This window comes from Sphingomonas sp. CCH9-E2 (assembly GCF_001557215.1).
GTDB lineage: Bacteria > Pseudomonadota > Alphaproteobacteria > Sphingomonadales > Sphingomonadaceae > Sphingomonas.
On sequence record NZ_LSJM01000128.1, the window covers coordinates 1 to 19,307 of the forward strand.

Here is a 19,307-nt window from a genome sequence, read left to right on the forward strand (position 1 = left end):
GCAGGCTCGACGCCGATTCCGACGACGACGGCGTCGCAATCGAGCCGCTCGCCGCCGTCCAGCGTAACGCCGCGGACGAGGCCCCCTTCCCGCTCGAAACGCTCCGGCATGCGGCCGAAATGCGCCTCGACGCCGCGCTCGGCATGGGCGCGGGCGAGCCAGGCGCCGGCAACGCTGCCGAAGCTGCGCAGCATCGGCGTCGGCGCCGGTTCGACCGCCACCACGCGGGCGCCGGCCCGGGTCGCGGTGGCGGCGACCTCCGCGCCGATCACGCCCATCCCGACGACGAGGATTCGCGCGCCCGGAGTCAGGGCGCCGGCGAGCCGAGCGGCGTCGTCGCGAGTGCGAAGATAATGGACGTTGGCCGCGCCCTCCAGCGCGGGCAGCCGCCGCGGCCGCGAGCCGGTCGCGAGGAGGAAGGCGTCGGCCTGGACATCGCTTCCGTCGGAAAGGCGGACTTCTCGGGCGCGGAGGTCTAGGCTCTCGGCCTTGACCCCGAGCCGCGCCTCGATGCGATTGGCTTCATACCAGTCGGCGGGGCGGAGCAGGATCGCCGATTCGTCCCCGCCCGGCCACAGATAGTCTTTGGAGAGCGGCGGCCGCTGATAGGGGAGCCAGGGCTCCTCGCCGATCAGCAGGACCCGGCCGTCGAAGCCCCGCGCGCGCAGAGTTTCGGCGGCCCGGGCGCCGGCTAGGCTGGCGCCGATGATGGCGACGGTCCGGATCACCCTGGTGTCTTTAGGCTCGTTCACGGGCAAGCTACCGCGAACGAGCCCATCAGTTAGAAACGATATTCGAGGCCGACGCCGACGCGGCGGGGGCGCTCGTAGATGATGTAGGTGCCCTGCGGCCCCGGCGAGATCTGCTGCGCGACCTTGGCGTTGGTCAGGTTGCTGGCGAAGAGCCGGAGGGTCAGCTGCTCGTCGGCCGTGGTCCAGCCGAGCTCGCCCGACAGGATCGTATAGGGATCCTGCGAGAGCGCGTTCAGATAGTCATAATACACCCGCGAGCTGCGGAAAAGATTGCCGGCCAGATGCCCGCGCCCGCCGGCCATGTCCCACTGATAATTGCCGCCGGCGTTGATCGTGAATTCGGGCGTGCGCACCAGCTGGTTGCCGGCGACGTCCGCCGAACCGACGATGTTGCCGCCCGTCGGCCGCGGCGTGAACACCTGGGCGTTGGGGAATTCGTCATATTTGGCGTTGGTGTAAGCCAGAGCCAGACGCAGAGTGAGATCGTCGACGGGCTGCGCGGTGGTTTCGAACTCGCCGCCCCAGATCTTCGCCTTGGCGGCGTTCTGAAGGATGAACGCGCCAGTGGTCGCCCGGGCGGTCGCCTGCAGATCGTCATATCTGTAGTGGAAGAAGGCAAGGTTGGTGCGGAGCCAAAGCAAGGGATCCGCCTTGATGCCGATCTCGGCCGCCTTGATCGTCTCCGGATCGACCGCGGTGGGCGCCGTGCCGAAGGTGTTGAAGACGCCGCTTTTGAAGCCCGTGCCGTAGCTGGCGTAGATATTGGCATCGTCGGTGAACTGGTAGCGAAGCGCGGCGCGATAGGTGAATTTGTTGAAATTGGCTTCCGCCATTCCGAAAGGCAGCTGGTTGTTGTTCACCTTCTGCGAGAAGCGGCGCTCCTCGGTCGTGTAGCGGCCGCCCAGAGTGAGGAAGAGCGAGGTGCCGAAGCGGTAGGTGCCTTCCGCGAAGGCCGAGTAGGAGGTCGTCTCCGCCCTCGGCGAGAGCAGGGTCGGGACGACCGGGGCCGTCGGAGAGGTCCGGTTGACGATGGTGACCGGCTGGGTGCCCTCCATGAAATAGCCATAGGCGCCAACGATCCAGGTGAGCGGGCCGTTGCCGGCCGAGAGCAGCCGGATCTCCTGGGTCAGCGTGCGCGGGAAGACGCGCATGAACGTCTCGCCGAGCAGGAGATTGGAAGCGTCGGAATCCGCCACCTGGTGGACCCGAGTCTTCATGTAGGCGCTGGTCGTTTCCAGATTTACGCCGCCGAGTTCGATGCGGGTGCGCAGCGAGAGATCGAGCCGGCTATAGTCGGAGACCGGGAGCGCGTTGAGCGACGCCTCCCAAGGCTGGTTCGGGAGGATGACGCCGGCGAAGGGAGCGCCGGCGGAATTGCCCTGGAAGGGCTGCTGCGAGGCCGTCTCGTCATTCGTGTCGACATAGGCGGCGGTGACGACCGCGCTGATATTGTCCTGCTCGAAGAGAAGCTTGCCGCGCACCGAGGCGACGCGAGTCTCGCCGAACGGCTCCCCGCCGCTGAGATTGGTGATGTAGCCGTCATTCTTGCGGTAGAGGAGCGCGAGATCGGCGGCGATGTTCTCGGTGAGGCCGCCGGTGACATAGCCGCGCAGATCGATGTCGCTCGCATCCTCGCGCATGCGGCCGTAGCGGGCGGCGATACGGCCGCGGGCCCGGAAGCTCGGATCCGGCGTGATCACGTTGACCAGGCCGCCGGTGGCGTTGCGGCCGAAGACCGTGCCCTGCGGGCCGCGAAGCACCTCGACGCGGGAGACTTCAACGAGGTCGATCTGGGTGGAATAGGGATCGCCCTGATAGACGCCGTCGACATAGACGGCGACATTGGCTTCGTCGCCGACCGAGAGGCCGCTCGAGCCGACGCCGCGAATGCTCGGCTGCATGACGTTCTGGTTGCGGCCGCCGTTGAAGTTCGGGATCACCTGGGTGAGCGTGCGGACGTCGCGGACGCCGGACTCGGCGATGCTGTTGCCCGAGATCGCGGTCACGGTGACCGGAATCTCCTGGAGACGCTCCTCGCGCCGCGTGGCGGTGACGACGATGTCCTCAAGGCCGGCCTCGGCCTCTTCGGTCGGCGCCGCGCCGGGCGTGGTGACGGCGTCGGAGGTTGCCTGCTCCTCGGCCGGATCGGCCATATCCTGCTGGTCGGCCGCGTCCGCGGCGGGCTGGGCGTGGCTGATCGAGGCGATGCTGACCGAGCCAAGAAGGGCTGTTGTATACGCCATAGTCCGGAACCGCATTCCCACTCTCCCCAACGGCCCCCTCAGGGCCTTCTCTGATGCCTCTCCGGGCAAATCTCCCCGCACCGAAACGCTCGATACGAGCTAAACAATACGCATGAGTATGTTGCAAAACCTCGAATGGGTGTCAAGCGCCTTTCCGGAGCTTCAGACCGAGCGCGCGCTGAAATGCGCCACGCCCGCGATCCACCCGGGCGCCGGGGCATAGTCGCGCTGGACCACCTCGAACGGCCCCGCGCTCGCCATCGCCGCGGTCGCCGCGACCCAGGCGAGCAGCTCGTTGGCGCCCGATCCGGCGACCTCGTCGACCTGCTCGGCGGTGAAGGCGTCGAGCGTCGCCCAGTCCTGTCGCTCCAGAAGGTCGAGAACCTCCGCATCCCAGCCGGGGTTGAGCGGCCGGACAGGTCCCTCCCCCTTCGCCGCGGCGGCCGCGACCGTGGCGATCCGCCCTTCCCGCTCGGCCTGCTGCTCCGCCGTCATCTTAGCCCCGATCAGGCGGCTGCGGACCTCGGGCGGCGCGGTCTCGATGCGCGGGACGAGCGGATCGTGGGACAATCCGCCCGAGGCGGCGAACAGGATCCGCTTGCCCGAACTACTCGCGAACCGCCCCACCGCCTCGCCGAAAAGCCTTGCCCGCCTGTAGGTGGGCAAAGGCGGCGCGGCGCAGTTCACGAAGATCGGGACGAGAGGGTAGAGGTCGGCGCGGCCGAACAGCATCTCCCACAATTGGACGAAGCCATGATCGACCACCATGTCGTAGGAAAGGGCGGCGTCGATGTCGGCGGCGCGGACCGCGTCGAGAAGCGCCAGCGCGCTGGTCTTGTCGACCGGCAGCGCCTCGGCCCGCGTCGACCAGTCGCCATAGGAGCGGGCCTCGGCGCCGACGCAGAAGCTCGGCATCAGCGCGTAGCTGAAACCGTGGAAATGATCGGGCGAGAATTGGACGATGAGGTCCGGCTCGAACGCTTCCACCAGCGCCCGCATCCGATCGAAGGACGCCCGCACCGCCGCGCAGACCGCCTCCTCCGCCAGCGTGCCGTCCAGCATTACCGGCGAGTGGGAGGCGCAGGCGAGAGCGAAGGGCATCAGCCGAGCGTCTCGACCCGGTGGCCGAGCAGGAAATCGATGTGGATGCGGTTGAACGTCTCGGGGTCCTCGAACTGCGGCCAGTGGCCGCATTCCGGCATCACGACGAACCGGGCGCCCGGGATCATGTCGGCGATCTGCTTGCCCTCGGTCGGCGTGGCGGTGGGATCGTGCGACGTCCAGAGCACCAGCGCCGGCGCCTCGATTCGCGCATAATCCTCGGCCGTGAACATGTTGCGGCGGCGGATCTCCATCTCCTGCAGGCAGAGGATGCTGCGCATTACCTCGGCATAGCCGGGCTGCGAATAGACTGTCTGGCGGGTGGCGATGAGATCGTCATGGACCTTGGCGGGATCGTGCATCAGCATTTCGAGCCGCTTACGGATGAATTCCCAGTCGGGCTGCTCCACCGCGCGCATCGACAGCGTCTTTATCCGCTCCATCACCTCGGGATGCGCGGTCCAGCCGCCGGTGGTGTTGAGCACCACCCGATCGACCGCCTCGGGGTGGTGGATGGCGATGTAGCTGGCGATCCAGCCGCCGAGCGATTCCCCCGAGATCAGCGCGCTGGAGCGGCCGAGCGCCTTCATCACGGCGAGGGCGTGGGCGGCATATTGCGGGATCTGGTAATCGATCGCCGGCTTGTCGCTATAGCCGTGCCCGACGCTATCGAAGGCGACGGTCCAGAAATGCTCGCCATGGGCGCGAAGGTTGCGGACATAGGCTTCGGCATGGCCGCCGGTGCCGTGGAGGAGGAGGAGCAGCGGCTTGTCCTCGGATCCGCTCATCAGATAGCGGGTACGGACGCCGTCGGCATCGACATAGCCCTGGCGGAATTCGAGCCCGATGAGGTCGGACCAGATGCTTTGATGGCTCATTGACTGCTCCCCATGACGCGGCCCTCGGCCCCCGGCGTCGGGGTCCATTCCCGCGATAGACGATGATATTTTCCTTGCCAGTGCAGCAGCGGCCGCTTCGGCCAGTGGCGGACGCGAAGCACCTGCCCGACAAAGACGGCATGGTCGCCGCCGGCATATTCGTTGACCCGCTCGCATTCGATCCAGGCAAGCGCGCCCTGGAGCAGAGGTAGCCCGAACAGGCCGGCTTCGCAGGCGGCGCCGGCGAAGCGGTCCTCGCTAGCGCAGAAGCGGCGGGATTCCGCCTCCTGATCGTCGGAGAGGATATTCACCGCGAAATGACGCGCCTCGCTGAACAGGGGATAGGAGAAAGCGCTGCGGCGAAGGCTCCACTGCACCAGCGGCGGCTCCAGCGACAGCGAGGCGAAGGAGCTGACGGTGAGGCCGTAGGGCCTCCCCTCCCCGTCCAGGGTCGAGATGATCGCAACTCCGGTTGGGAACTGGCCCATGGCGACGCGGAACAGGCCGGGATCGATCGCCGGCGGCGTCTCGCCTTCGGGGAGCACCGCGCTTGTCATGCCGCGCGGTCCACCGCCGAGGCTTGCCCGGGCGGGTCTCCGGCCAAGGCGAGCGCGGCATCGACGAGGCGGCGATAGTCGCTGTCGTCGACCGAGAGGTAGGCGCCGGCGAGATTGCGCACCGGATCGCCCGCATAATAGCGCTCATATTGGACGAGGCGCTGGCCGAAGGCTTCGCCGGCGAGATCCCAGGCGAGCTTGAACAGGCGGACCCGGTCGAGCGAGGAGAGCTTCGCGCCGCAATAATATTTGCCGGTGTCGCCGGCGAGCTCGGGAACCGCGAAATCGGCGCCCGACGGCATCAACATGAAGCCGCCGGCGCCGATCGTCTGCAGCACCTCGATCACTCGCGGATAGGCGCTCGCCATCATGATCCTGAGATTGTGGAGGGGCGCGAGAGCCGGCCGCCAGCTGCCCGACGGCAGCCTTTCGGCCTCGGCCTCGGCGCGGGCGAGACCGCTCTTCAGATGCTCGACGAAGCAGACGCATTCGCCGAGCATCTGCTGGACATGGAGGAAGCTGTCGGCGCCGGTCGCCCGCGCCACCGCCATCGCCAGCCCAGTGGCGAGCTGCATCTTCGCCAGCGCGCGGATGTTGGTCTGATAGGCGGTGTGGTTGCGGATCGAGGTGCGCGGATACATCTCCGCCGCCGCCTTGACGTTGCGATAGCAGAAGACGCGGTCCCAGGGCACGAAGACGTCGTTGAAGACGAGCAGCGCGTCATTCTCCTCGAAGCGGGTCGAGAGCGGATGATCGAAACTCGAGCGGCTGCCGTCGAGCGTATAGGGCTCGCGGCAGATCTGGCGCAGCCCGCGCGCGTCCGCCGCGATGGCGAAGATGACGGCATGGTCCTCGTCGCCGGGCTTCAGGCCCGGCAAATTGTACATCAGTATCTCGTCGGCGATGGGCCCAAGGGTCGCGATCATCCGCGCGCCGTTCATGATGATCCCTCCCTCGACCTCGGCGGTGACGCGCAGGTGAAGGTCGCCGAGCTCGTGGCTCGCCTTGGTGCGATCGTTCTGCGGCGTGACCAGCGCATGGCTGAGGAACAGGTCGTTCTTGCGGACGAAGCGGTAATAAGCGTCGAGATGGTCGGCGAATTTCTGCCCGTCCTGGGCGAAGAAATCGCGGCTCTCCCAAAGCGCGAGCAAAGTCGCGTTCATGAAATCGGGCGAACGGCCGAGCAGGCCGAAGCTCGCCTCCGCCCAGAGCCGCATCCCCTCGCGGCGGCGGCGCAGATCGTCCGGCGACCGCGCCTCGAGGAAGGAGATGCCGCAAGTCTCGCCGGTCTCCGGATCGGTGCCGGTCAGCCGGTCAGCATAGGCCGGCTCGAGCTGCATGTCGTAGAGCGCCGCGAGCTGCCGGGCGACCGCCGCGAAAGCGGGGTGATCGGCGACGTTCGCCACCCGCTCTCCGCCCACCCACACCTCGCGGGGGCGGCTCCTCAGCCCCTCCAGATAATCGGCGCCGCTCCTGATACCCATCCCGCTTTTCCACTCCGTTCGAAGGCGGTCTGGCACCGCCCTTGCCTGCCTATTCATTCGGCCGCGGCAGCGGGCGCTTCAACGGCGGAGTCGGAAATGTTCATGGTGCGAACAGCGTCAGGGAATGTCCGGCTGTTCGTCGAGCCGGCGCTCGATCGCGGCGATGCAGGCGCGAAGCGGCGGCAACAGGGTGGAGGCGGCGGCCTCGGTGGAGAGAGCGGAGCGGAAATAGACGATGTTCACCGCCCCCACCGCCCGGGATCTTCGGCGGACCGGCAGCGCGATCGCGCTTATGTTCGCCTCGATGAGGCCGTCGCTATAGCCGTAGCCGCGCTCCCGGACCCTCTCCAGCATCCGCTCCAAGGCCTGACGGTCTTCCGTCTCCGCCGCATCCTCTCCACTCGAGGCGCGGACCGACTCGAGCGCCTGGTCGAGTTCCCTGGGAGACATGGCGGCGAGCAGCGCTCGGCCGAGCGCGGAGCGGGCGATCGGCCGGTGCTGGCCGACCAGCCGCCGGAAGAAGGTCATGCTGGTCAGTCTATGGGTCGAGGCGAGAATGGTCAGCCGCCCGGCGACGAGCGCGGCATAGTCGCTCGGCCAGCCGACCTCGGCGACGAGGCCGTCAAGCTCCTCCTGGGCGATCTGGAGGGCGAGATCGTCGCTGCGGATGCCGAGGCCGATGCTGCCGAGCTTGCCGGCGAGGAAGTAGCGGCCGTCGTCGGGTCGCCGCACCGCATAGCCCGAGGCGACAAGCGTGGCGAGGAGCCGGTAGACGGTCGAGCGATCGATCGCGGTGCGGCGCGCGAGCTCGGAAGGGGTCGACCAGCCGAGATCCGCCATCGCATCGAGCAGCGCGAGCCCGCGCTCGAGCGAGCGCACCTCGCGATAGGGCGTCCCTTCCGCGCTCACCCGGCGCGGCGAGGATGCGCGGGCCCAGGCGGCGCCGGGTCAGGCCATCGCATCGGGAAGGTTCAGCAGGAAAATGAGGCAGATCTCCAGCTGCGAGCGCAGCGCCTGGCGGCCGACGTCGCGGTGGATGACGTTGACCCCGATCAGGTGCGACAGGGCCAGCAGAGCGGCCGCCTTCGCCCTCGGCAGCGACATACCGAGATCGAGGTAGATCTGGGTCATGATCTCAAGCCGTTCGCTGTCTACCTCGGAAAGGGTGCGGCGGGCGATCTCGGAGCTGCGCGCCCATTCGCGAAGGGCGTGCTCGATCGGGCCGCCCGGAATGTCGGGGCGGTCTTCCGACGCCACCTTGATCAGGAAGGACAGGCGCTCGCGCGGATCCTCGATATTGGTCTGGATGAACTCGGCGATCCTGAGGGTCGAGGTTTCCTGCCAGAAGCGCAGCATCTCGTTGAGGAGCGCGTCGCGATCCTTGAAATGCCAGTAGAAGCTGCCCTTGGTGACCCCCAGCTCGCGCGCGAGCGCCTCGATGCGGACGTTGGCGACGCCGCCGCGGCCGACCTCGACGAGCGCCGCGCGAACCCAGTCGCGCTTGGTAAGCCTGTCCGCCTCCGGACCCTTCGCCTTGGTGAGTCGCTTGGCCATGCTGATCTTCTACCCCCCCATTGGATATGCGGGCACCAGCGCGCCCGCACAACGCCCTGCTCCGTTCCGACTAGATTTCGGCCACGTTGACAAGGACCTTGCCGGTCGTCTCGCCATTCTCCAGCGCGGCCAGGCCCTGTTTGAGGTCGGCGAGCTCGACGAGCCGCCAGAGATGCGGGCGGACATGTCCGCCGACGGCGAGCTCGACGAGCTGCTTCTGGATGGCCGAGATGAACGCGGCCTCCTTGTCGAAGCTCCAGAACACGCCGATCGCGGACGCCGCCTTCACCAGCAGGTGGTTGGCGGGGATCTGCGCCGGAGCCCCGCTCGCGAAGCCGGCGAGCATCAGCCTTCCGCCCCAGGCGAGCTGGCGGAGGCTGAGCAGGCTGGTCTCCCCTCCGACGGGGTCGAAGACCATGTCGACCCCGCCCGGCGCAAGCGCCTTGACCCGCTCCGGCCATTGCGCGTCGCGATAGTTGATCGCGTGGTCGGCGCCGTTGTCGAGGGCGAGCCGGCACTTCTCTTCCGACCCGGCGGTGGCGATCACCCGCGCGCCGCGCCAGGCGGCGAGCTGGGTGGCGGCGATGCCGAGCCCGCCCGCCGCGGCGTGGATCAGGACGGTCTCGCCCTGCTGGAGCCTGCCCTTGCCGAACAGGCCGACATGAGCGGTGGTGTAGGAGACGGGCAAGGCCGCGGCGTCGGCGAAGGAGAGCTCGTCGGGGAGCCGGACGAGCCGGCCGGTCTCAACCGGGCAATATTCGCCGAACGCGCCGGCGGGGACCTGGGCGAGGACGCGGTCGCCCGGCCCAAAGCCGCTTCCCAGGGGCGCCTCGGCGACCACGCCGGCAATCTCGCTGCCGAGGACGAAGGGCGGCTGGATCTTCACCTGGTAGCGGCCCCTGACGGCAATCCCGTCGGCGAAGTTGAGGGCGGCCTTGCTGACGCGGACGATGACCGTTCCTTCGCCGGCGGCGGGGCGGGCAACGTCCTTGAGCACGAGGTCGTCGAGCGATCCCCACCGTTTCACGACCCACGCCTTCATCATCCGCATACATCCCGCTTGCCTTAACCTAGCATACGGTGTCGTATGTTATGGAATTTCGCAAGCCACGAATCGGACGAGAAAATGCAAAGACAGACCTCCGGCGACGCGCCCTGGCGCCGCTTCTACCATGAAGAGGCGGCGGCACTGGTCGACGCCCGCCCCTTCCCGCTTTCGAAGCTGCTCGACGATGCCGTCGCGGGGCATGGCGACCGCCCCTTCCTGACCTACGAGGGCGAGACGCTCAGCTATTCGGAAGGCGCCCAGCTGATCGGACAGCTCGCCGCCGGGCTGGCGGAGCTCGGCATCGGCAAGGGCGACCGGGTCGGCTACCTGGGTCCGGCGCATCCCTCGTTCACGCTCAACTGCTTCGCGCTGTGGCATCTCGGCGCCGTCCATGTCGGGATGAACCCGCTCTACTCGGTGGCGAGGCTGGCGGCCCAGGCGGCGGATGCCGGCCTCTCCGCGATCCTGACGCTGGACGATCCGGCCCTGCTGGCGAAGGCGGCGGAGGCGGCCGCCGCCCTCCCCCGGCCGATCCCGGTGATCTCGGCCAATGCAAGGCGCTGCGACCCGACCGCGGACAGCCTGGTGGCGGATGCGGCGCGAGGCGTGAAGCTCCGCGATCTGGCGGGCGGCTCAGGCTCAGTCGAGCGGGCGGCGATCGATCCGGGTAATGACGCGGCGGCGCTGCAATATACCGGCGGCACCACCGGCACTCCCAAGGCGGCGATCCTCACCCACGGCAACCTCGCCGCCAACGTGCTGCAGATGGCGTCCTGGTTCCCGCAGCTCGAGCCGGGGCGCGAGGTCCTGCTCGCGGCGGCGCCTCCGACTCATGTGGTGGGCGTGGGGCCGACCCAGAATTTCACGACGCGCTTCGCGGGCGAGCTGGTGTGGATGTCGCGGTTCGAGCCGAACGAGGCGCTCCGCCTGATCAGCGAGCGCAAGGTGAGCGTGCTGCTCGCCCCGCCGACCATGTATATCGCCCTGCTCGACGTGACTGCCGGCACCGGCTTCGACTGGTCGAACATCCGCAGCGCCCAATGCGGCGCAAGCCCGGTGCCGCTCGAGCTGAAGCAACGTTTCCAGAAGGCGAGCGGCATCTGGATCACGACCGTCTATGGAATGACCGAAACCTCGCCGGCCGCGGTCTATTCGTCCCCGCATCCCGAGCATGCCGGCGCGACGGGCATTCCGCTGCCGGTGACCGAGGTCGATATCCGTTCGCCCGCCGATCCAACGCGCCGCGTTCCCGCAGGCGAGGCCGGGGAAATCTGCATCCGCGGACCCCAGGTGATGAAAGGCTATTGGCAGCGCCCCGAGGAGACTGAGAGCGCCTTCATCGACGGCTTTTTCCGGAGCGGCGATATCGGCAGCATGTCGGAGGACGGCGTGGTGACGGTGCTCGACCGGCTGAAGGACATGATCATCGCCAGCGGCTACAATGTCTATCCGGCCGATGTGGAGAATGCGATCCTTCAGCATCCGCGAGTGCGGGAAGTGGCGGTGATCGGCGTTCCCGACCGCTATCGCGGCGAGACGGTGAAGGCGATCATCAGCCTTCGCGAAGGCGATCTCGACCTAGAAGAGCTGCAGCGGTTCCTGGCCGGCAAGCTGTCGCCGATGGAGATCCCCAAGCAGCTCGAGATCGTCGCGGACATCCCGAAGAACGAGAATATGAAGATCTCGAAGCAGGCGCTGCGCGAGCGGGAAGCCGCGGCGCGGGCCGAGGAGGCTTAAGTCGCCGAAGGCTTCTTGGTGACCGCATTTTCCGAGTCGTCAGTCGATTCCGACCGACTTGAAAATGCTAAGGCAGAACCACGTAGAGCAGGCCGTCCTCGACGAAGGTCGCGTAGGAGGCCACCGGCTCCGTCACCGGGAAGCAGAGCGGCGCGCCCGTCCTGATGTCGAAGCGGCCCGAATGGACCGGGCATTCTATCTCATGGCCTTCGAGCCAGCCTTCGGAAAGCGACGCCTGGCCATGGCTGCAGGTGTCGTTCAAGGCGTGGAAGCCGTCGTCCGAATGGAAGACGGCGATTGGCCCCGATCCGGGCACGCAGATCTTGCGCGCTTCCCCGACGGGAAGCGAATCGGCCGGTCCGACCAGGATGCGCTGGCCAGAGACGCTCGGACCGGTCACGGAAGCACCGCCGCCGCGCCGGCCTCGGCCTTGGACTTGCAGATATCGAGCGCCACATCGACGATCATGTCCTCCTGGCCGCCGACCATGCCGCGCCGGCCAAGCTCGAGCAGGATCTCGCGCGCGTCTAGCCCATACTCGTCCGCGGCCCTCTCCGCGTGGCGAAGGAAGCTCGAATAGACGCCGGCATAGCCGAGCGTCAGCGTCTCCCGATCGACCCTCACCGGCCGGTCCTGAAGCGGCCGGACGAGATCCTCGGCCGCGTCCATCAGCTTGATGACGTCGCAGCCATGCTTCCATCCCTTGCGGTCGGCGACGGCGGCGAACACTTCGAGCGGCGCATTGCCCGCGCCCGCGCCCATTCCGGCGAGGCTGGCATCGACGCGGATCGCCCCCTCCTGCACCGCGACGACCGAATTGGCGACGCCGAGCGAAAGGTTGTGATGGGCATGGATGCCGCGCTGGGTCTCCGGCTTCAGCACGCGATCATAAGCACGGAGGCGGTCGGCGACGCCATCCATGTCGAGCGCACCGCCGGAATCGGTGACGTAGATGCACTGCGCGCCATATTCCTCCATCAGCCGCGCCTGCCCGGCGAGCTGCTCTGGGCCGCTCATGTGGCTCATCATCAGGAAACCGGAGACGTCCATGCCGAGCTCGCGGGCCATTCCGATATGCTGCCGGGAAACGTCGGCTTCGGTGCAGTGGGTGGCGACGCGGACCGAGCGGACGCCGAGGTCATAGGCTCGCCGCAGTTCGTCCACCGTCGCGATACCGGGCAGGATTAGGGTGGTGAGCACCGCGCGCTCGAGGACCTCGGCGACGGCGCCGATCCATTCCCAATCGGTTTGCGTGCCGAAGCCGTAGTTGAACGAGGTGCCGGAAAGTCCGTCGCCATGCGCGACCTCGATCGCGTCCACTCCGGCCTCGTCCAGAGCCTTGGCGATCGCGCGGACATGATCGAGGCCGTAACTGTGCCCGATGGCATGCATGCCGTCGCGCAGCGTGACGTCCTGCACATAGATTTTCGTCTGGGTCGGATCGAAGCTCATGCCGGCGCTCCCGCGCTGAGCAGCCGGTCCGCAATCTCCTCGCCGGTCGCCTTGGCGGCCGCGGTCATGATGTCAAGATTGCCCGAATAGCTGGGCAGATAGTCTCCCGCGCCTTCGACCTCGAGGAAGACGGTCGTCTTCAGCCCCTCGACGTCGCCATGACCGGGGATGTGGAGCGGCCGGTTCGATCCGAACCGCTCGAACTGCACGTCCTGCTTCAGCCGATAGCCCGGGACATATTTCTGCACCTGCTCGACCATCGCTTCCACCGAGGCGCGAACCGCCTCCTCGTCGGCCATGTCGGAGAGGGTGAAGACGGTGTCGCGCATGATCATCGGCGGCTCGGCGGGGTTCAAGATGATGATCGCCTTGCCGCGCTCGGCGCCGCCGACCGTCTCGATCCCGCGCGCCGTGGTGCGCGTGAACTCGTCGATATTGGCGCGCGTGCCGGGCCCGGCGGAGCGCGAGGAGACCGAAGCGACGATCTCGGCATATCGCACCCGCGCCACCCGCGCGACGGCGGCGACGATCGGGATCGTCGCCTGTCCGCCGCAGGTGACCATGTTGACGTTGGGTGAATCCAGATGCGCGCCGGCATTGACCGGGGGGACGGTGAAGGGCCCGAGCGCCGCCGGCGTGAGATCGATCAGCCGCTTGCCGTCGCGGCGCAGCAGCTCGTCATGCTGCTTGTGCGCGTAAGCGGAGGTGGCGTCGAAGACGATGCCGATTTCGCCATAGCTTTCCATCCGCATCAGGCCTTCGACGCCTTCATGCGTGGTCTGGATGCCGCGCTCCCGGGCGATCGCCAGGCCTTCCGAAGCCTCGTCGATTCCGACGAGCGCGACCAGCTCGAGGTTGCGCGGCCGCTCGACCATCTTGATCATCAGATCGGTGCCGATGTTGCCGGATCCGATGATCGCGGCCTTTATCTTGTTCATCCGATTTCTCCATCGGCATCCATTTGAATTGCGATTTGGGCGAGCCGCTTGCGGTCGACCTTGTTCGCCGCCGTCTTCTCGATGGCGTCGACCAGAGCGACGCGCTGGGGAAGCTTGTAGGCGACGAGATGCTCGGCGCAGAAAGACAGCAGCTCCTCGCCCGTCACGGCGCCGGGCCGGCGCAGCATGGCGAAGGCCACCGGCACCTCGCCCTTCCGCTCGTCCGGAATTCCGACCACGGCCGCCTCCGCGACGGCGGGGTGGCGCGCCAGCACTTCCTCCACCTCACGCGGGTAGACGTTGAAGCCGTTGACGATCAGCATGTCCTTCTTGCGATCGACGAGCGTGAGGAACCCAGCTTCATCGAGGACGCCGACGTCTCCGGTGCACAGCCAGCCTTCGGGATGGCCTTCAGCATCGCCGCGATATCGGCTGACGACACGAGGGCCGCGAATGCGAATCTCGCCGACTTCGCCGACCGCCAGTATCTTTTCCTGATCCGCCAGATCGACCACCTGCAGCTCGATGCCCGTCAGGGGCCGGCCGACGGTCCCGAAGCGATGCGTGCCGTCGACCGGGTTGGCGGTGATCGGACCGGCCTCGGTCGAACCAAAAGCCTCCAGTATCGGCACCCCCACCCGCTGCTCCCAGGCCTTGAGCGTCTCGAGGAGGAAGGACGAGCCGCCGCCAGGGCAGACGCGCATGGTCGACAGATCGGCCGCGGCGAGCCGATCCGAGGCGAGCAGACCGACATAGATCGCCGCGGGCCCGCCGCTGAACACGGTCACTCCGTTGCGCTCGACCGCCTCCAGAACCAGGTCCGGGTGGAAGCGGGGAATGATGACCAGCGGCGAACGGCTGTAGACGGGGTTCATGCAGCCCATGAGAAAGCCCCAGACGTGGGAGGTCGGGGCGACATTGAGCCACATCTCGTCGTCGAGCCGCGTCGGCCACGCTTCCTCCATGCCGGCGACCATGTTCATCAGCGTGCGGTGCGGCCGCTCGACGCCCTTGGGGATGCCCGTGGTGCCGCCCGTGAACATCAGCGTCGCCATCGTCTCGGCATCGATCGGCACCGTCGGGCGGGGCGCCTCCGCCGCGACGAGGGCTTCGAGGGCCAAATCCCCTTCCCCCAGCGCGATCAGATCTTCGATACCCTGCGCCCTGGCGGCGGCCGGCGCGTGCTGCTCGAAACCCGCGCGGACGAGCATCGCGCGCGGCGTTGAGGAAGCCAGAAGCGGCGCGAGCTCGGACGCGGTGTAGGCGGGGTTGAGCATCGTCACCTGCGCACCGGCGGCCAGGGCGGCGTAAATGGCGATATTGGCTTCGATCGAATTGGGGATCAGGACCGCGACCCGTTCCCCGGCGACGCCGATGTGGGTCAGACGCTGCGCGACCGCGGCGACGGCCCGGCCATAGTCGGCGTAGCTGATCCGCCGGTCGCCATCGATCAGGGCCGTCCTGGGCCCGGCTTCGTCCATCGCATGCCAGAACATGCTCACGGCATCGGCGAAGGGCAGACGCCGGTGAGCGGGATCTCCCGCCACGGGGGCGCTTCCCGGGCCGGTCGGAGAAGCTGGCTTCGTCATAGGAAGGTGTTGATGTTCTTGGCCTGGAGGACGGTCTGCTGAAGCTGGATGAAGCGGCGGGCGATCTTCAGATCGCCACTCTCGTCGCGGCGGATGAGGTCGCGACGCCGCGCCGTCAGCTCAAGCTGCTCCGCCTCGTTGCGGTGGCGGACGTTGAACACGACGGAGTAGACGGTCCATTCGTTCGGCCGCTCGGTTGGCTCCACTTCAATATTGCCGACCATGTGAAAGTGGCGCGTCGGCGGGTCCTCCGCCCATGCCGTCGTCTGAAGCGCGCGTTCGACGCGCTTCTTCAGATAGTCGAGGTCGTCATCGAAATAGGCCATCCGGCTGAGGCTGATCTTCTCCGCCTTGTCGGCGCGGTAGCGCGCCTGAATCCCGGGCATCCAGTAATGGATGTCCTCAGCCATCAGCCCGAGCCAATCCTCGTAGCGCTCCTCGTCGAGCAGCCTCGCCTCGCGATAGAGAAATTGTTCGATCTCGAAGGCGAGATCCCGATCGACGGGAGGCCCGTTGAGCCGTGCTGCCGAAGTGTTGGTAATGTCCATCCCTGGTCGTTCCTAGCGCGCGGGCACGTCCGCCCAGCTGGCGGCGGTCATCAGATCCAGCCAGCGCTGGTAGAAAGCTCGGTGGTTCGCTTCGTTGACCTGATTGCTGTGGACATGCCCCTTCAGCTCCGGATGGTCGATCTCAGACCCCAGGCCGAGACCGGTGTGAAGCTTGCGACGCCGAGTCACGACACCGGCGTTGGAGGCGGTGCAATGTTCGAAATTCTCGCCATCGTCCATTTCGAACACACCGGCCGGGGAGAAGGTGAGCATCACGCCGCGGCGATATTTTTCCTTCAACGACTCCGGGGCATTCTTGTTGAGGAACACCCAGGTGTGAAGCTCGGTCTCCGTCGGCCCTTTCGGATTCCAGGTGCGGAAGGTGTTGTGGCCGGCGAGGAAGGAAAGATTGGGGAACACCGTGGCCGAACTGAGCGAGCCGATCATCCGGCTGCGCATCTTGCCCAGCCGTTCCTGGAACCTGGCCTCGCTGTCGCGGAGATAATCGACGATTTCAGGTTCGCCCAGCGTCGCCGCATTGCCGATGAAATCGGTCCCGAACTCCCAGCCATGGCCATTGGCATTGACCTGGAAGGACCGATCAGGGTGCATCCTGGGCGCCTTCCCGAACAAAGCGAGCAAGGCGGAACTGTGGGTCCAGGTGGCGTGATAGGCGTCGCCGATGAAGTTCTCGGCGGGGAACTTCCAGTTGCACTTGAGGCGCGACTTGATGTTGCCGTCGACGAATTCGATTCCGCCCTCGTCATTGTCCAGCAGCACGTCGAGGTACCAGCGGAAGTCGCCGAGATAATCGGCGAGCGACGGAGCCTCGGGATCGAAATTGGCGAAGTGCATTCCGCCGTAGCTTTCGACCCGTGCCTTGTGGAGGCCGAGCTTCTCGCGGTCGAAAGTGGGATTGTCCTTGTACAGATGCTCGGCCGTCACCCCGGCGAGCGCACCGTCCAGGCCATAGGACCACCCGTGAAAGTTGCAGGTGAAGCGGCGCGCGCTGCCAGCCTCCGCGAAGCAGACCCGGTTGCCGCGATGGCTGCACGAATTGATGAAGGTATGAACCTGGTTGTCGCGGGCGCGCGCGACGATCACCGCGTCTTCGCCGACATAGGTCGTCAGGAAATCGCCGACGTTCGGAATCTGGCTGTCATGGGCGACGAAGATCCAGCTTCTCGCGAAGATCCGCTCGAGCTCCAGCGCGTAAATGTCCGAATCCCAGAAGATGCTCCGGTCCAGCCAGCCCTGACCGGGATCGACCAGCGCCCGAAGCGCCTCGACATTGTCGGCCTGATGGCTTCGCGGGTGAAGAAGCGACATGTTCAGGCCTCGACGGTTGCGCGTTGAAAGACAGGATCGCCGGCGGACCGCGAACCGGCGTGGATCTGCGCGAAGCCGAGCCCGGTCACGCCGCCATCCCAGGCATGATATGCGAGCACTTCGCCCTGCGCGCCCGGCAGCGCGCCCATCACCGCGAGGTAATGGCGGATCTCCAGTGCACCATTTCCGCCGCGCAGCATGGTCTCGCGGTCGGAAAGGGTGAGGAGCGATCGGGCGTCGCCGGACGCAATCGCGTCGAGCACGAAACGGTCGAAATCCTGCTCGATCTTCCCCATCTCGCCGGTTCCGACCCAGTGGCTGATCCCGCCGCTTCCGAAAATCACGACGCGCTCATCGCCGTCCTGCGCCTCGACCGCGGCTCTCAGCATCGCGCCGAATTGATGCGCCCGCTGAAGGCGGATGTACGGCTCCACCCCGCTCGCCATGTAGACGGGCACGGTCTTCACCGATCCGTCTTCCGGCAGGCAGAGCTGGGCGGGCACGCCGATCGCATGGTCGACCGCGAGACCCTTGGAGACGGCGAGGTCGAAGCCGGCCTCCTGCGAATAGGAAAAGATGTGCTTCGCCAGCCCGGGATTATGCGGGATCGCCTTGTTGGGGACGCCGGGGAGCTGATCGACCGGGCCGTTGATCTCGCCGAGGCCGATGAGGAGCTGCGGAAGGCATTTGGGACCGAACAGGATGTAATGGTCGGCGCCGATAATGATTGCCGAAGTCGCACGCAGTTCGGCGACGCGGCGCCGGATCTCCGCGTAAGCCTCGAGGACCGAGCCCGGGTCCTTCTTCCGCGGGTTGATGAACACCAGCGGGTCATGCGACATGATGAAGCCGCCGACGATCGCGCTCACGACGCCGCCTCCAGCTGCGACTGCAGCGTCGGCATCTTGCCGAGATATTCGGGCATCGAGCGGGGGCCGTGGAGCCCCATGTAGAAGCCCATCAGCAGCATCGGATTGAGGCCGCGCCGGAACAGCTCCGCCACCTCCTCCTGCGCCACCAGGCGGCGCTCTTCCTCGTCGAGCGCATAGCGGCCGAGAAATTCCTCAGGCTGCTCGCTGTAGGTGCGCCGCGCCTTCCCCGAGCAGCCGATGTCGTAGAGGCACTGTTCCAGACCGTTCGAGCTCATAACGCCGCCACCCCTTCAAGGAACGCCTCTAGCTCGCCGACGAACCGGTCCTCGCGCTCCAGCTGCACCCAATGGCCGCATTGGCCGAAGACGTGCAGCTCCGACTTGGCGAGGTGACGGTGCATGCGCACGGCGACGTCGAGCGGGATGACACGGTCTTCCCGGCCATGGAGGATCAGGGCCGGAACCGTGATCGCGTCGAGCTGCTCCAGCGGCACGCCCCGGACGATGCGCGGCTTGTCACCCTCGGATGGCTTCGGCTGGAGCTTGCGGATCGTGTCCATCCCACTGTTCACCTTCGCCACCGCGAAGCGCGCCTCGACCATCTCGCGGGTGACGATCGCCGGATCATATGGGAAGCGCTGCATCATCGCCTCCATATTCTCCAGCGTCGGCTCGAAATTGTAGCTGTCGGCGAGCCCGCCGGTCTGCTCGAACTCGCCAGCCGGCGTGCCCATCAGGACGAGCGAGTGGATGCGCTCGGGGTGCCGGCCCATGATCGCGAGCGAAAGAGCGCCTCCGAAGCTATTCCCCACCAGAGTCACCTGATCGAGATCCAACGCCTCAAGCAACCCCGACAGATGAGCGACCCACAGCTTGATGTTCGGCTCGCGATCCTCCGGGCGCTTGGTAAAGCCGAAGCCGACGATGTCCGGAGCGATCACGCGATATTTCTGCGCGAGGCGGGGAATGACACGCTGCCAATTCTGCCAGGCGCTGACTCCGGGGCCAGAACCATGCAGAAGCACCAGAGGCCGTCCGGAGCCGGCCTCATGATAATTGGTGGTGATGCCGTCGATCTCGATCGAGCGGCCGACGTCGGGAAGAAAAGAAGTCATAGCGCGCTTTCCATACTTTAGAGTACTGAAACTAGCCGAGCCGGAGCCCTTGTCAATCCCGCCGCTTACCGGCGCCGCCGAAAAACTCCTCCTCAAATGCGTTGCACGCGT

19 protein-coding genes are annotated in these 19,307 nt (G+C 66.7%); 1 reads left to right on the forward strand and 18 read right to left on the reverse strand.

The genetic code is table 11. The features are described 5' to 3' along the window. From AX681_RS06775 to AX681_RS06815, 9 genes are all read right to left on the reverse strand, one after another. Positions 1-728: NAD(P)/FAD-dependent oxidoreductase (locus AX681_RS06775; protein ID WP_197424248.1), on the reverse strand; the 728-nt coding region annotated here is incomplete at its 3' end. 53 nt (positions 729-781) lie between these two features. Beyond that, positions 782-2,905, reverse strand: a complete 2,124-nt coding sequence (locus AX681_RS06780) for a TonB-dependent receptor (RefSeq protein ID WP_082737822.1) — start codon at positions 2,903-2,905, stop codon at positions 782-784. A gap of 252 nt (positions 2,906-3,157) precedes the next feature. After that, entirely contained in the window at positions 3,158-4,096 is a 939-nt protein-coding gene (locus AX681_RS06785) for a 3-carboxyethylcatechol 2,3-dioxygenase (protein ID WP_066656845.1), read from the reverse strand. Then, positions 4,096-4,974, reverse strand: a complete 879-nt coding sequence (locus AX681_RS06790) for an alpha/beta fold hydrolase (RefSeq protein ID WP_066656842.1) — start codon at positions 4,972-4,974, stop codon at positions 4,096-4,098. Before AX681_RS06790 ends, AX681_RS06785 begins: the two co-directional genes overlap by 1 nt. Then, positions 4,971-5,531 (reverse strand): flavin reductase family protein, encoded by a 561-nt coding sequence (locus tag AX681_RS06795; RefSeq protein WP_066656840.1) that lies wholly within the window; start codon positions 5,529-5,531, stop codon positions 4,971-4,973. Before AX681_RS06795 ends, AX681_RS06790 begins: the two co-directional genes overlap by 4 nt. Continuing rightward, a complete protein-coding gene (locus AX681_RS06800; RefSeq protein WP_066656838.1) occupies positions 5,528-7,015 on the reverse strand; it encodes a 4-hydroxyphenylacetate 3-hydroxylase family protein in 1,488 nt (495 codons plus the stop codon). Before AX681_RS06800 ends, AX681_RS06795 begins: the two co-directional genes overlap by 4 nt. A gap of 117 nt (positions 7,016-7,132) precedes the next feature. Then, on the reverse strand, positions 7,133-7,924 hold the full coding sequence (locus tag AX681_RS06805; RefSeq protein ID WP_066656836.1) for an IclR family transcriptional regulator domain-containing protein: 792 nt from the start codon (positions 7,922-7,924) through the stop codon (positions 7,133-7,135). 39 nt (positions 7,925-7,963) lie between these two features. Next, positions 7,964-8,569, reverse strand: coding sequence for a TetR/AcrR family transcriptional regulator (locus AX681_RS06810; RefSeq protein ID WP_066656833.1), 606 nt, complete (start codon positions 8,567-8,569; stop codon positions 7,964-7,966). 70 nt (positions 8,570-8,639) lie between these two features. Further along, entirely contained in the window at positions 8,640-9,620 is a 981-nt protein-coding gene (locus tag AX681_RS06815; RefSeq protein ID WP_066681977.1) for an NADPH:quinone oxidoreductase family protein, read from the reverse strand. A 75-nt stretch (positions 9,621-9,695) separates the two neighbouring features. Between AX681_RS06815 and AX681_RS06820 the strand changes: the two genes are divergently transcribed. Beyond that, positions 9,696-11,354 carry an AMP-binding protein gene (locus AX681_RS06820; protein WP_197421801.1) on the forward strand — a complete coding sequence of 553 codons (1,659 nt, stop codon included), beginning with the start codon at positions 9,696-9,698 and terminating at the stop codon, positions 11,352-11,354. Between the two features lie 67 nt (positions 11,355-11,421). Here AX681_RS06820 and AX681_RS06825 read toward each other — a convergent pair whose 3' ends face one another. From AX681_RS06825 to AX681_RS06865, 9 genes are read right to left on the reverse strand one after another with little or no spacing between them, the layout of a single operon-like run. Further along, on the reverse strand, positions 11,422-11,754 hold the full coding sequence (locus tag AX681_RS06825) for a non-heme iron oxygenase ferredoxin subunit (RefSeq protein WP_231733655.1): 333 nt from the start codon (positions 11,752-11,754) through the stop codon (positions 11,422-11,424). Further along, positions 11,751-12,806 (reverse strand): 4-hydroxy-2-oxovalerate aldolase, encoded by a 1,056-nt coding sequence (gene dmpG / locus AX681_RS06830; protein WP_066656826.1) that lies wholly within the window; start codon positions 12,804-12,806, stop codon positions 11,751-11,753. The genes AX681_RS06825 and dmpG overlap by 4 nt, the downstream gene beginning before the upstream one ends. Further along, complete coding sequence (locus AX681_RS06835; RefSeq protein WP_066656824.1) at positions 12,803-13,744, reverse strand: acetaldehyde dehydrogenase (acetylating); 942 nt, start codon at positions 13,742-13,744, stop codon at positions 12,803-12,805. The genes dmpG and AX681_RS06835 overlap by 4 nt, the downstream gene beginning before the upstream one ends. Next, positions 13,741-15,291 carry a class I adenylate-forming enzyme family protein gene (locus AX681_RS06840; protein ID WP_197424249.1) on the reverse strand — a complete coding sequence of 517 codons (1,551 nt, stop codon included), beginning with the start codon at positions 15,289-15,291 and terminating at the stop codon, positions 13,741-13,743. Before AX681_RS06840 ends, AX681_RS06835 begins: the two co-directional genes overlap by 4 nt. A 38-nt stretch (positions 15,292-15,329) precedes the next feature. Next, complete coding sequence (locus tag AX681_RS06845; RefSeq protein ID WP_066664494.1) at positions 15,330-15,881, reverse strand: 3-phenylpropionate/cinnamic acid dioxygenase subunit beta; 552 nt, start codon at positions 15,879-15,881, stop codon at positions 15,330-15,332. A 12-nt stretch (positions 15,882-15,893) separates the two neighbouring features. Continuing rightward, positions 15,894-17,210, reverse strand: coding sequence for an SRPBCC family protein (locus AX681_RS06850; protein WP_066664491.1), 1,317 nt, complete (start codon positions 17,208-17,210; stop codon positions 15,894-15,896). Between the two features lie 2 nt (positions 17,211-17,212). Beyond that, positions 17,213-18,079, reverse strand: a complete 867-nt coding sequence (locus tag AX681_RS06855) for a hypothetical protein (RefSeq protein WP_066664488.1) — start codon at positions 18,077-18,079, stop codon at positions 17,213-17,215. Beyond that, positions 18,076-18,357 carry a hypothetical protein gene (locus AX681_RS06860; RefSeq protein WP_066664480.1) on the reverse strand — a complete coding sequence of 94 codons (282 nt, stop codon included), beginning with the start codon at positions 18,355-18,357 and terminating at the stop codon, positions 18,076-18,078. Before AX681_RS06860 ends, AX681_RS06855 begins: the two co-directional genes overlap by 4 nt. Beyond that, positions 18,354-19,196 carry an alpha/beta fold hydrolase gene (locus AX681_RS06865; RefSeq protein WP_066664477.1) on the reverse strand — a complete coding sequence of 281 codons (843 nt, stop codon included), beginning with the start codon at positions 19,194-19,196 and terminating at the stop codon, positions 18,354-18,356. Before AX681_RS06865 ends, AX681_RS06860 begins: the two co-directional genes overlap by 4 nt. Between the last annotated feature and the right edge of the window lie 111 nt (positions 19,197-19,307).

Excerpts from the sequence above, each read along its gene's own strand:
- AX681_RS06780 (WP_082737822.1), bottom strand. The coding sequence starts at position 2,905 with ATGGCCGATCCGGCCGAGGAGCAGGCAACCTCCGACGCCGTCACCACG.
- AX681_RS06785 (WP_066656845.1), bottom strand. The coding sequence starts at position 4,096 with ATGCCCTTCGCTCTCGCCTGCGCCTCCCACTCGCCGGTAATGCTGGAC.
- AX681_RS06790 (WP_066656842.1), bottom strand. The coding sequence starts at position 4,974 with ATGAGCCATCAAAGCATCTGGTCCGACCTCATCGGGCTCGAATTCCGC.
- AX681_RS06795 (WP_066656840.1), bottom strand. The coding sequence starts at position 5,531 with ATGACAAGCGCGGTGCTCCCCGAAGGCGAGACGCCGCCGGCGATCGAT.
- AX681_RS06800 (WP_066656838.1), bottom strand. The coding sequence starts at position 7,015 with ATGGGTATCAGGAGCGGCGCCGATTATCTGGAGGGGCTGAGGAGCCGC.
- AX681_RS06810 (WP_066656833.1), bottom strand. The coding sequence starts at position 8,569 with ATGGCCAAGCGACTCACCAAGGCGAAGGGTCCGGAGGCGGACAGGCTT.
- AX681_RS06815 (WP_066681977.1), bottom strand. The coding sequence starts at position 9,620 with ATGCGGATGATGAAGGCGTGGGTCGTGAAACGGTGGGGATCGCTCGAC.
- AX681_RS06820 (WP_197421801.1), top strand. The coding sequence starts at position 9,696 with ATGCAAAGACAGACCTCCGGCGACGCGCCCTGGCGCCGCTTCTACCAT.
- dmpG (WP_066656826.1), bottom strand. The coding sequence starts at position 12,806 with ATGAGCTTCGATCCGACCCAGACGAAAATCTATGTGCAGGACGTCACG.
- AX681_RS06835 (WP_066656824.1), bottom strand. The coding sequence starts at position 13,744 with ATGAACAAGATAAAGGCCGCGATCATCGGATCCGGCAACATCGGCACC.
- AX681_RS06845 (WP_066664494.1), bottom strand. The coding sequence starts at position 15,881 with ATGGACATTACCAACACTTCGGCAGCACGGCTCAACGGGCCTCCCGTC.
- AX681_RS06850 (WP_066664491.1), bottom strand. The coding sequence starts at position 17,210 with ATGTCGCTTCTTCACCCGCGAAGCCATCAGGCCGACAATGTCGAGGCG.
- AX681_RS06860 (WP_066664480.1), bottom strand. The coding sequence starts at position 18,357 with ATGAGCTCGAACGGTCTGGAACAGTGCCTCTACGACATCGGCTGCTCG.
- AX681_RS06865 (WP_066664477.1), bottom strand. The coding sequence starts at position 19,196 with ATGACTTCTTTTCTTCCCGACGTCGGCCGCTCGATCGAGATCGACGGC.